The sequence below is a fragment of the Flavobacterium difficile genome (genome assembly GCF_011392115.1).
In the GTDB taxonomy this organism is placed as follows: Bacteria; Bacteroidota; Bacteroidia; order Flavobacteriales; family Flavobacteriaceae; genus Flavobacterium; species Flavobacterium difficile.
Genome location: NZ_JAAJBT010000002.1, coordinates 116,780 through 129,026, shown reverse-complemented (window position 1 = coordinate 129,026; position 12,247 = coordinate 116,780). Strand labels below are relative to the sequence as shown.

The following is a 12,247-nucleotide window of genomic DNA, read 5'->3' as shown; positions in this document are numbered from 1 at the left end:
AAAATATATATTTGCCATCCTTTTAAAAATTATAAAACTATGAGTTTTCAAAAAATATTAGCCATTTCTGGTAAACCAGGATTATACGAATTAAAAGTACAAACACGTTCTGGTTTTGTAGCTGAAGCTTTGTTAGACGGTAAAAAAATTACTGTTGGTTTAAGAAGTAATGTAAGTTTATTATCAGAAATTGCAGTTTATACCTATAACGAAGAAGTAAAATTAATCGAAATCTTCAAAACTATTGCTGCTAAAGAAAATGGTGAACCAACAATTTCTCACAAAGAAAGTGACGACAAATTAAGAAGTTATTTCAGAGAAATTTTACCTGAATTTGACGAAGACAGAGTGTATACTTCTGACATCAAAAAAATATTCAATTGGTACAACATTTTACAACCAAAAGGATATGTTTCGGTAGAAGCTTTAAATACTGAAGCAAAAGAAGAAACTCCAGCCGAGTAATTAGTTCCGTTCAAAAATTATACAAAATCCCATTCTTAATTTAGTTTGGGATTTTTTTTGTAGCAGAAAAATCCATTACAAATCACATTCAGTCGTGTCTTCCGCTATATCTTTTATAAATTCTGAAAAAAATTAATAAAAGGATGCCGCTACAACCACGGCTAGTTTACACGTGCATTTTTTCAAATCATATTTTATCCGTATTTTTAACAACAAGAAATCTGAAACTTGAAACCAGTAACCTTAAATCTGAAACAATTTTATAAATGAACACACGCCAGCAACAAATACAAGCCTTTGAAAGATTACTAGACATCATGGACGATTTACGTGAAAAATGTCCTTGGGATAAAAAACAAACCTTAGAAAGTTTACGTCATTTAACCATAGAAGAAACTTACGAATTAGGTGATGCCATATTAGACAACGATTTACCAGAAATTAAAAAAGAATTAGGAGATTTATTACTTCACATTGTTTTTTACGCCAAAATTGGTGCTGAAAAAAAAGCTTTTGATATTGCCGATGTTGCCAATAGCATTTGTGATAAGTTAATTGACCGCCATCCGCATATTTATGGCGATGTGGTAGTGGAAAACGAAGAACAAGTCAAACAAAATTGGGAAAAACTGAAGTTAAAAGAAGGCAGAACTTCTGTCTTAGAAGGTGTTCCAAAAAGCTTACCTGCTTTAGTTAAAGCCAGCAGAATTCAAGATAAAGTAAAAGGTGTGGGATTTGATTGGGAAGAATCGCATCAAGTTTGGGAAAAAGTACAAGAAGAAATTGCCGAACTACAAATAGAAATCGCCGCAAACAACCCAGACAAAATAGAAGCTGAATTTGGAGACGTATTATTTTCTATGATAAATTATGCCCGATTTTTAAAAGTGAATCCAGAAGACGCGTTAGAACGTACCAATAAAAAATTCATAAAACGCTTCATGTATTTAGAAAGCAAAGCAGCCGATTTAGGAAAATCATTATCTGAAATGACTTTAGCCGAAATGGACGTGTTTTGGGAAGAAGCAAAGAAAATGTAATTATAATTTATCAGTACACAGATTATAGAAATAATATTAATAGTTAAAATTTTTTAGTTTGTTTTACAAATGATTAAAAATCGAATCGTTGTTAAACCTTTTCTACTTTGATTAGTCTAACTGATAAATTAACTTGATATTAGCAACCATAAAAAATCAAAAATATGAAATTCAGACTCCTACTAATTTGCTTTGTTTCTTTATTTATTTCTTGTGCTAGTGACGACACACCTGAAACAACACCGACCGAAGAAGCGATGTATTTTCCGCCAATTACGGGTAACACTTGGGAAACTAAAACTCCAGAAAGTTTAGGATGGAATACTGCAAACATAGCGGCATTAAACACTTATTTAAGTGACAAAAACACTAAAAGTTTTATTATTTTACACAATGGAAAAATTGTGATGGAACAATATTATAACGGTCATACAAGCGCCTCTCCATGGTATTGGGCTAGTGCTGGAAAAACATTAACAACAGCTGTAACTGGAATTGCAGAGCAAGAAGGATTTTTAAATATCAACAATAAAGTATCCGATTATTTAGGGACAGGTTGGACTAGCGCACCATTAGCAAAGGAAAACTTAATTACCTGTAAAAATTTATTGTGCATGAATTCTGGATTAAATGATGCCTTAGGAGACGACGTGTCTCCAGCAAATTTACAATATGTAGCAGACGCAGGTACGCGTTGGGCCTATCATAACGTATTTGTTAAATTACAAAATGTTGTGGCTCAATCTACTGGTCAGACTTGGACAAATTATTTCAACACCAAATTAAGAGATAAATTAGGGATGTCTGGCACATGGATTCAAGATGGCAGCTTAAATGTGTATTGGAGTAACACCAGAAGTATGGCTCGTTTTGGATTACTAACTTTAGCAAATGGCAATTGGGACGGTACACAAATAATCAATTCTACCTTTCTAAACAACGCTACAACTACTTCACAAACTATTAATCAAGCATATGGTTATTTGTGGTGGTTAAACGGCAAATCATCTTATCATTTACCACAAACACAATTGCAATTTAACGGTTCGTTAATACCAAGTGCACCTGCTGACATGTATTGCGCTTTAGGAAAAAACGACCAAAAAATATATGTAGTACCTAGTAAAAAAATAGTAATTATAAGAATGGGTGAAGCGGCTGATGATTCAAGTTTTGGTTTATCTGATTTTGATAATGTACTTTGGCAAAAAATTAATGCAGTGATTAATTAAAAAATAAAAGCCCAATTTGAAATATCAAATTGGGCTTTTATTTTTTAAGCTCTTTCTTCAAGAAGTGCTACATCAAACTCCATATCATCTAAAATTTCTTCTGAAATCTCAGGCTTAGATAATTTTACTAAATTAAATTTTTCAAATTGCTCTAAATTGTCATCATCTCCGTCAAAATAAGGGAAAACATCGATTATTGGAGACTCTGATATCATAGGTATTGTATACTCACCCATAGTTCCATTCATTACAGTAACTGTATTATCAAAAGCTTCTTTAACATCATTAGCTTGTATCAAAAGATACATATTCGATTTTTTTTCTTTACCGCTTTCTTCATCATAAGCTAAAAGCGAAACTTTTGATTTAAACCACCGATCAGCTTTTTCAAAAGGATGAATTTCAGCATAATTTGCCATTTTAATATTCGAAATCTTAAACTCTTCACTAATGTAAGCCGACATTTCTTGCGTTAAGCGTGCTTCAGCTTCAGTATACGATAAGGCATCAATAAGATACGGTTCTGTTACTATTTTCTGTACTCCATTATCGTCTGTTTTTCTATATTTTACTTTACATTCAAACCAAATTGCACTCATATTTTTATTTCATAAATTAAGAGGGCAAAGATAATTTTCTAATAAAAAAAAAGCAGGTTTTGTTTGAAGAGATATTCACAATAAGCTAATTTATACTAATTTTGAATAAAGAAAAAAACCGATAATTTTTCAAATATCGGTTTTAGGTATTTTTTTAAATGTGAAGTGTAGAATAGTATTTTAAGAACTAAAATTTCCATGATTTTAACAACCAATGATAAATTAGTTTACTTACTAATAAATAAATAAAAACTGGAATAATAATTACAAAACTCCATAAATAGTATTCGATGTGCTGTGGCAATAAACCATTTGAAATTTCAGATTTTGAAAAATAATACTGAGCGATAGCTAGCAATAGTAAACTTATAAAAATAAGTAACGCTATGTTAATGCTAAAAAACCTACTAATAGAATTGACCATCTTTTTTGGAGAATAACCCAAAGAATATTTTATAGAAACCTCTTCATGTTTTTCTAAAAATTGCATTTTAATGACGTTAACAATCATGAAAATACAAAGCAAAAATATAAAAACACCAATTAATGCTATGGTTCTCAATACTAAAAATAATTTTCCTTTAATTTTAGCGGATCGTAAGGATTCTTGATTAGACTCATATCCCTTTTCAGTCATTTTAGCAATTAAATCTTGGTCAGACACATCGTTAACTTTCACTAAAATTCTGGTATTAATATCTTTATGATTTTTCGTATAAGTCTGCGTCGCATTTAAAGAATCTAAAAACTTTTTTGGCACCAATACGGAATGAATTCTATCAGACAATCCGATTAATCTCCCTTTGTACTTTAAATTTTTATCTTTTAAAGTAATATTGATATTCACTTCAATTTTTTTAGCAAATTCTTCTGTAATTTGAGGTAAACCCTGATTTAAGGCAAATCCGTAGTTATATAAATTCAAATATTCTCTAGAAATGATGATGGGAATGGTAGTGTCTTTCACTTCAAACTCTGACAAATCTTTAATGTCGATGGCTTCATTATCAACAGCTTCTAAATACATATCTGTATAAAAAGGAATAAAACTTCCTCCATCTGCCGATACTTTAAAATCGTTAGAAACAACAGGATAAATGTCTTTTACTTCTTTCCATTTTTTTAATTCGGTGAGGTCAGCAGGATTAAAACCGATCAATTCTTTTCTACCGATATTGGTGGGATTGATTGTTTTAGAAAGGGTAATCCAATAGTTAGAATCGGTGCTTTTTTTTCCAAACAAAGCATTGGCATTACTGTATAATTGAATACAACTTAAAACCAAAATGAAGGATAAAAGCAGTCCCACATATAAAAATGCAGATTTAACAAAATGTTTCATTACAAGTTTAATTGGTTATAATCATGACTAAAAGGAAAGTCATTTAATTCGAAAAATAGCACCGCACTTCCTTCTTCAATTGCCACTTTATTGATAAGTTGAAATGCTTTTTCTTTATTTTCAACATCTAAATGACTAAAGCATTCATCATAAATTAAAAATTCGGCAGGATGAATTAAACTTCTTACAATGGCAGCACGTTGTCTTTCTCCATAAGAACAATTTTTAGCCTTCTTTTCTAACAAATGACTAATCCCTAAATGTTGTGCATAGGCTAATAGTTTTGTTTCGAATAAATCATTTTTCTTATTGAAAACTCGTAATGCTATATTTTCTCTAATTGTTAAATCGTTAATTAATCTAATATCTTGAAAAAGAAGTTGAACCTCATTTTTTCTGTAGTTGACAATTTGTTCGATCGATAAAGATTTTAAATCCAAATTATCATATAAAATAGAACCCTCGTACTCAAAATGATTGCCTAAAACGGCATTGGCTAAAGTCGATTTACCACTTCCTGAAGGCGCTATAATAATATAAAAATGTCCTTTTTTAAAAGTGGATACTTTTTTCCAAATAGACTGGCTATTGTCTAGTGTTTTTGGAATAAAAAACTTAGGAATAACATGATGTAAAGTTATACTATTCATATCCCATCATGTAGTGTAGAATGTTTTTATCTTTCTTTTCAAAAGTTATGTTTACTTCAGAAACTGCATTTCCGTCATCAATTTTTGAAGTAGAAATCATTTCTACAATATTATTTTTAAGGTTTGACTTCAACGCAGCATTAAATTCTTTACTATTACCATAAGAATAGCTTGTGACATCCGTAACCTTATTTAATTTTGTGTTTTTGGCTTTCTTATTGGTTTTAAACAAATTAAAATTATTGGGCACCATTGAAAAGGCAATAACTTTATCGTTAATGTAAAAGTTATCTCCTAAATTTAAAAACGGCTCATTTAATAAGTTCATCACTTTTTGAGATTTTTCTTTAGTAACGCCTAACACAAGTAAAGAATTCGGAACTTTATAATCGTAAGAAATTCCATCATATGCGATTTTGTTTAGGGAAGTTTCTTTATAATTTACAAATGCATATTGTCCGTTAAAAGTTTTAAAAATATCCTCTAAAGTGATATCTTTTGATTCTAAAAATTTGTTAGCTGTAGCTTCGAAACCGGCTTCTTTAATAAAATATTTCACAAAATCTGTACTAAAATATCCTATATTGAAAAGATTAGCAGAATCCAATTCAACATGATCTACAATATCATAATTAATATCTTTATCTTCGTAGTATTTTTCAACTATCTTGGTCATGTCTTCATTAAAAAATGATTCGCCTTTACATGCAATATTTCCTTCACCAAAATTTAAATTAAATCCGAAACCAGAGCCAATTAATAATTTATTGATGGCTAAAGTTTCAATATAACCTTTAGATGCATTTGAAATGATTCCATGCAAATTGACCCAAATACTTGCGTCGGTATCTTCTTTTAAAGCGGTATCAATAGTTTCTAAAATGGCATCATCTTCTAATGCTTTTCTAGTAAAGAAATTTTTATAAAAAGCTTCACTTACGAAAATGTCTTCTTCTTCATATTCATCATAATAATAATCGTATTGTCTTGCTCTACTTGTTAAAGGATCGATAGATTTTTTTGACATTACAAAAATACCATCTTTAAATGCGCCTACTGCTTTTTTATTCTCGTAAACTAAATTTTTATCATAATCAATAGTTAAATCAGTAGCATAAATTTCTTTAAACTTTCTTAAAAATAAAAGTTCATCGTCTAAAGAAAAAATATAAGAGGTAATAAATTTATCTTTTTCAGCTTCCGTTGTAATATAAAAAGGTTCATCGGTATCTATTCCTAATTCATCAGCTCTAACAAACAATCTAAATTCTTTATCAGAATTAGAAAATTTATTTACTGTATCGGCTAAAATTTTTTCTTTAGGTAATTTTTGTATGATGTCATCCAGGTTAACTTTTACAATTCCTAATGTTTTTTCATTAGTCAATTTTAAAATTTCTTTGTTGTCATTACCAGTACAAGAAGTTAATAGCAAAGCTAATCCAACTATAAAAGGTGCAAAAGATTTTAATTTCATATGTTTTTCAAAATAATTTATAAATGGGTTTAAGCTTTTCTATAACTGCAAATTAAGCCTGTTCGTAGCGTTCCATTTCACGGTCATAAAACTCACCTGCTAGCGTAATTAAATATTCCATCTCTGCTTCTAGTTCAGTTTGATCTTCTTCTTCAATATCTTCTAAAAACTCCACTGAATCGTCTTTCAGATTAATAAAAAATCTAGGATATTCTAAGTGGATGACAAAAATATCATCTGGAAAATCAGTGTTATCGCCCGTTACAAATTTTGGTAATTCCATATTTTATAGTGTAAATGTATTAGTGTTAATGGTATTTTGATTTGTAAATATACAAATTTTATCTATGGTGCTTCAATAGAAATCGGAATCGTAAATACAACATAATAGCTGCTGCTGTTAAGCCTGCTAATAAACCTATCCAAACGCCTTCTGCTTTTAAGTTTGTATACAATCCTAAATAAATGGAAATTGGAAAACCAATAACCCAATAGGCTATGAAGGTTAAATACATCGGAACTTTTACATCTTGCAAACCTCGTAAAGCGCCTAAAACGACGACTTGAATTCCGTCTGAAATTTGGAAAAAAGCAGCTACGATTAATAATTTTGAAGAAATTGAAAGTACCTCTTTTATCTCTGAAGCATTTAAAGTCATTTCTGAATTCACAAAAAATGCTGGAAAAAACTGACAGCCTAACATAAAAATAATTGCAAAAACAATTTCTAAAATGATGGCCATTAAGAAAATGGAATGTGCAACAGTATTTAACTTTTTATATTCATTTAAACCTTTATGATTGGCTACTCGAATCATCGCCGTAACACTTAATCCCATAGCAAACATGAACGTTAGCGAAGCTAAACTCAACGCAATTTGATTCGCAGCCTGACTGGTAGTGCCTATCATGCCACAAAGCCAAATGGCTCCAGTGAATAACGCTACTTCAAAAAACATTTGCATAGAAGACGGAATTCCTAACTTAATTATTTTATCCGACATACTTTTTTGAAAAGCCTGCCATCCGAAATCTTTGAAAAACGATTTAAATTTTTCATTTCTAGACAAAATAAAATGCATGTACACGACCATAAAAATTCGAGCTACTAAGGTTCCGATAGCTGAGCCTACGATTCCCATTTTAGGAAACATAAACAAACCAAAAACCAATAAAGCATTAATTACTACATTAATAACATTACCATAAATTGTGGCATACATAGAATATTTAGTTTCACTCATTCCATCAGCAAATTGTTTGTAAGCTTGAAAAATAACAAGTGGAACTAATGAAAAACCAACGATATCTAAAAACGGTTTCGCTAATTTCACAACATCGGCAGGTTGGTTCATGTAAGACAATAAGGGTTTCGCACAAAACAACAAAAAGAACAATCCGAAACCTAAAATAGTACATAAAATTAGTCCGTTTTGAAAAGCACTTCGGCCGCCTTCTCTATCTTTTGTACTGTCAAATTCTGCAATGATTGGTGTGATTGCTGTTGAAAAACCAATTCCGATAGACATTCCAATAAAAATGAAACTATTTCCTAAAGAAACTGCCGCTAATTCTGTGGAACCTAATTGGCCAACGAAAATATTATCTACTACTCCAACTAAAGTGTGCCCAACCATACCCAAAATTACAGGTAAAGCCAAGTTGAAGTTGTATCTGAATTCTTGGAAATATTTTTTCATATTTTGTCACTAAGACGCAAAGGCGCAAAGTTTTTTTAAAAGATTGATACAAATTGAAAAATCGAGATTCAATCTGTAAAATCTGTGTGGCTATTTACTTTAATTTTTCTATTAATTCCGCTATAGAAACGGTTTGTTGTTCTCCAGAAACTAAATCTTTGACTTTATACTGGTTTTGTTTGATTTCTTCTTCACCTACTAAAACCGCAAATGGAATACCTTTTTTCTCAGCAAATTGAAATTGTTTTCCCATTTTTGCGGCATCGGGATACATTTCTACTTTAATTCCGTTTTGTCTTAAATGCGAAATGGCTTTTAAAGAAAATAACGTTTCTGCTTCTCCGAAATTGATGAATACTGCTTTTGATGTGGTTGCTACTGTTTCAGGAAATAATCCTAATTCTTCCAAAACCAAATAAATGCGATCTAAACCGAAAGAAATCCCCACACCACTCATGTTTTTCAATCCGAAGATTCCAGTCAAATCGTCATAACGACCACCGCCTCCAATTGAACCCATCGCTACACCTTTTGGCGCACCTACTTCATAAATCGCACCAGTATAATAATTCAATCCACGTGCTAACGTGACATCTAAATCTAAATTGGCGGTTTGCAAACCTAATTCGTCAATCGCATCACAAATGAATTTCAATTCTGCTACTCCCTTTAAACCTTCAGTTGAAGCTGCTAAAAGTGTAGCTAATTTTTCAATTTTCTCATTAATTGTTCCTGTAAAATTGAAAAGCGGTTGTACTTTTTCTATTGCTGATTCAGAAATTCCTTTTTCAAGCATTTCTTTTTTCACACCGTCTTCACCAATTTTATCTAATTTATCTAAAGCAACGGTAAAATCAATTAATTTGTCAGAAGCACCAATAACTTCCGCAATTCCAGATAATATTTTACGGTTGTTAATTTTTATGTTGACACCTTTTAAACCTAAAGCAGTAAAAATCGTATCGTACAATTGTACAAATTCCACTTCTTGCCAAAGCGAATGACTTCCCACCACATCGGCATCACATTGAAAAAACTCTCTAAAACGACCTTTTTGTGGTCTGTCCGCTCTCCAAACAGGTTGAATTTGGTAGCGTTTAAATGGAAATTCTAATTCGTTTTGGTGTTGCACTACATATCGAGCGAATGGAACGGTTAAGTCGTAACGCAAAGCTTTTTCTGAGATTTTAGGCGTAATTGCTTTTTCTTGTTTATTTTCTAAAATTTCTGTAGGCACATCTTTTAAATAATCTCCAGAATTCAATATCTTAAAAATCAAACGATCTCCTTCTTCGCCATATTTCCCCATTAAAGTATCGGAATTTTCAAAAGAAGGTGTTTCAATAGGTTGAAAACCAAACTGTTCAAAATTAGATTTAATGATAGAAAATATGTAGTTTCTTTTTGCTACTTCTGTAGATGAAAAATCGCGAGTTCCTTTAGGAATACTTGGTTTTTGAGCCATAATAGTAATACGTCAATGTGGCAATTTGCCAATTATCAATTATTGAGGTGCAAATATCTTACTTTTATATGACAATTGGAAAAAGAGCCAAGGAAAAAGTTGAAAGAAACAAGTAAAAAGTGTGAACAAAAAACAATTCTAAATTAAATTGACAACCAAAACTTTTTCCTTTTTACTTTTTCCTTGGCTCTTTTTAAAAAAAACCTGTAACATTTTAAACAAAACATAGTCATATAGTCATGGTTGGATTATTTAAAGAAAATACAAAAATTGCTATCGACTCTATTAGAAGTCAGGCTTTACGTACGTTTTTAACAGTATTTATTATTGTTATAGGAATTACTTTTTTGGTAGGAATTTTAACCTTAACCAAAGCGTTAGAAAATAATTTATTCGGAAATTTTGCTTCTATGGGAGCGAATACCTTTTCGATAAGTCAATACGATTATTCTGAACAAATTAATCGAAATGATGGAGAACAAAAAGTCAATCCAATCATTAGTTATCCGCAAGCTAAAAGTTTCAAAGACAAATTTGAATTTCCTTTAACATCCACTTCGCTATCTTTTACAGCTTCTGCCAATGCGGAAGTAAAGTTTGATAACAAAAAAACTGATCCCGAAATTACTATTTTAGGTGCCGATGAAAATTTTATTCCTAATAATGGTTTTGAACTAGAAACGGGAAGAAATTTTAATTCTTTTGACATAGACAACAACAACTACACCTGTGTGGTAGGTGCCAATTTTAAAGAAGGTTTATTTGAAGGTGTGAGTCCGATAGATAAAACAATTTCAATACGAGGTGCAAAATTTAAAGTTATAGGTTTATTGAAAGAAAAAGGAGCTACTTTTGGAAACAATCAAGATTTACGAGTGATTATTCCAATTCAAATTGCGCGTTCTATTTTTTCACAAGCCAACATTAACTATGAAATTGATATAAAAATCAACAACAAACAACTGCTAAATGACGGTGTAGACAACGCAACTTTAACCATGCGTAGAGTGAGAAAACTAAATCCTGTTGAGAAAGATAATTTTGGAATCAAACGCAGCGACGATTTAATTCAGAAACTTGGCGAAAACATTGCAGTAATTAATATTGCAGCTGTGGCTATTGGTGCGATTACCATTTTTGGATCTACAATTGCTTTAATGAATATCATGTTGGTTTCTGTTTCAGAAAGAACTCGAGAAATTGGTATCCGTAAAGCTCTTGGTGCTAAAAGAGGAACAATAGCTTGGCAATTTTTTACAGAAACATTTTTAATCAGTCAAATTGGCGGAATAATCGGAATCATTTTAGGCTTATTGTTAGGTTCTTTAATTGCTTCACTTGCTGGTTTTGAATTCGTAACGCCTTGGGCAGCCATAGTAATTGCATTTGCAACAACATTTATTGTAACCATTATTTCTGGTCTGTATCCAGCTATCAAAGCTTCAAAATTAGACCCAGTAGAAGCGTTACGTTACGAATAAAAGCTGATTTAGATATAAATCTTTTTAAATGTTATGATTCATTGTAAAAATTGTGAAATAAATTTTAACAGCAATTATTGCCCCAATTGTGGACAAAAAAATTCAGTGGGAAACTTAACTTTACATGAAGTTATACACGAATTTTGGCACGGCATTACTCACACGGATAAAGGAATTTTAAATCTATTAAAAAGTTTATTTTTTACGCCAAAAGAAGTTTATTTCGGATATTTTTCTGGTCAAAGAAAAAAATATTTTAGTCCTGTTACCTTTTTTCTAATTGCTACAACTATATATATCTTCTTAAAAATTAGAATTTTTGATTTTCAAGATTATTTATTCAATTATGGTGATGAAATGGGTAGACTTTTGATAGAAACCACCAAATTTAAGTCTATTTATCTCATTCCTTTAGAAGTACTAATTACTTGGTTAGCATTCAGAAACAAAAGCAATTTGGCCAAAATTATTGTGTTTTGGCTTTTTTTAAATGGCTTCATCTTTTGCATTGAAATCCTAGCAACTCCAATTTTCTTTGCTTTAATCAACTACAAAATCGTCATTGATAAACTCTTTTATTTAATTTGCCTAGGGATAATCTTTTGGCATTTAAAACTAGTTTTCAGTTCAAACAAATGGCACGACTATTTAAAATTGTTTATAATTGTAAATATAGTTTTTTTGTTGGATTACTTAATTTCAGGCTATCTCCTTTTTGGGGAAAAAATATGGTTTTATACAAAATCTGAAAACCTTTTTCAACTCCTACTAAACGGATACAAATCGATCATTTAGC

The 12,247-nt window shown here is 30.8% G+C and carries 12 protein-coding genes; 5 read left to right on the top strand and 7 right to left on the bottom strand.

The window, feature by feature from the left end; genetic code table 11:
• Window positions 1-39: 39 nt before the first annotated feature.
• The 3 genes from G4D72_RS03475 to G4D72_RS03465 all read left to right on the top strand — a co-directional run bounded on the left by G4D72_RS03475 (window position 40) and on the right by G4D72_RS03465 (window position 2,737).
• Entirely contained in the window at window positions 40-465 is a 426-nt protein-coding gene (locus G4D72_RS03475; protein ID WP_166076226.1) for a DUF5606 family protein, read from the top strand.
• Window positions 466-731: 266 nt separating this feature from the next.
• The gene (mazG, locus tag G4D72_RS03470; protein WP_166076225.1) at window positions 732-1,505 is read left to right on the top strand and encodes a nucleoside triphosphate pyrophosphohydrolase; all 774 of its coding nucleotides are present in this window, start codon (window positions 732-734) and stop codon (window positions 1,503-1,505) included.
• Between the two features lie 164 nt (window positions 1,506-1,669).
• On the top strand, window positions 1,670-2,737 hold the full coding sequence (locus G4D72_RS03465; protein WP_166076224.1) for a serine hydrolase domain-containing protein: 1,068 nt from the start codon (window positions 1,670-1,672) through the stop codon (window positions 2,735-2,737).
• A gap of 44 nt (window positions 2,738-2,781) precedes the next feature.
• On the opposite strand, the gene G4D72_RS03460 is transcribed toward G4D72_RS03465, so the two are convergent.
• The 7 genes from G4D72_RS03460 to hisS form a co-directional block, all read right to left on the bottom strand.
• Complete coding sequence (locus G4D72_RS03460; RefSeq protein WP_166076223.1) at window positions 2,782-3,336, bottom strand: DUF4494 domain-containing protein; 555 nt, start codon at window positions 3,334-3,336, stop codon at window positions 2,782-2,784.
• Between the two features lie 187 nt (window positions 3,337-3,523).
• Window positions 3,524-4,678, bottom strand: a complete 1,155-nt coding sequence (locus tag G4D72_RS03455; protein WP_166076222.1) for an FtsX-like permease family protein — start codon at window positions 4,676-4,678, stop codon at window positions 3,524-3,526.
• The gene (locus G4D72_RS03450; protein ID WP_166076221.1) at window positions 4,678-5,328 is read right to left on the bottom strand and encodes an ATP-binding cassette domain-containing protein; all 651 of its coding nucleotides are present in this window, start codon (window positions 5,326-5,328) and stop codon (window positions 4,678-4,680) included. The genes G4D72_RS03455 and G4D72_RS03450 overlap by 1 nt, the downstream gene beginning before the upstream one ends.
• Window positions 5,321-6,805, bottom strand: a complete 1,485-nt coding sequence (locus G4D72_RS03445) for a hypothetical protein (protein WP_166076220.1) — start codon at window positions 6,803-6,805, stop codon at window positions 5,321-5,323. Before G4D72_RS03445 ends, G4D72_RS03450 begins: the two co-directional genes overlap by 8 nt.
• 52 nt (window positions 6,806-6,857) lie before the next feature.
• Window positions 6,858-7,088, bottom strand: coding sequence for a hypothetical protein (locus G4D72_RS03440; protein WP_166076219.1), 231 nt, complete (start codon window positions 7,086-7,088; stop codon window positions 6,858-6,860).
• Window positions 7,089-7,146: 58 nt separating this feature from the next.
• On the bottom strand, window positions 7,147-8,505 hold the full coding sequence (locus G4D72_RS03435; protein ID WP_166076218.1) for an MATE family efflux transporter: 1,359 nt from the start codon (window positions 8,503-8,505) through the stop codon (window positions 7,147-7,149).
• 94 nt (window positions 8,506-8,599) lie between these two features.
• The gene (hisS, locus tag G4D72_RS03430) at window positions 8,600-9,970 is read right to left on the bottom strand and encodes a histidine--tRNA ligase (RefSeq protein WP_166076217.1); all 1,371 of its coding nucleotides are present in this window, start codon (window positions 9,968-9,970) and stop codon (window positions 8,600-8,602) included.
• Between the two features lie 239 nt (window positions 9,971-10,209).
• Here hisS and G4D72_RS03425 point away from each other — a divergent pair, with 239 nt between their 5' ends.
• Together G4D72_RS03425 and G4D72_RS03420 are read left to right on the top strand one after the other, a co-directional pair.
• Window positions 10,210-11,451: an ABC transporter permease gene (locus G4D72_RS03425; protein ID WP_166076215.1), complete on the top strand. Its 1,242-nt coding sequence runs from the start codon at window positions 10,210-10,212 to the stop codon at window positions 11,449-11,451.
• Window positions 11,452-11,556: 105 nt separating this feature from the next.
• Entirely contained in the window at window positions 11,557-12,246 is a 690-nt protein-coding gene (locus G4D72_RS03420; protein ID WP_166076214.1) for a DUF3667 domain-containing protein, read from the top strand.
• The last annotated feature ends 1 nt before the right edge of the window (window position 12,247 follow it).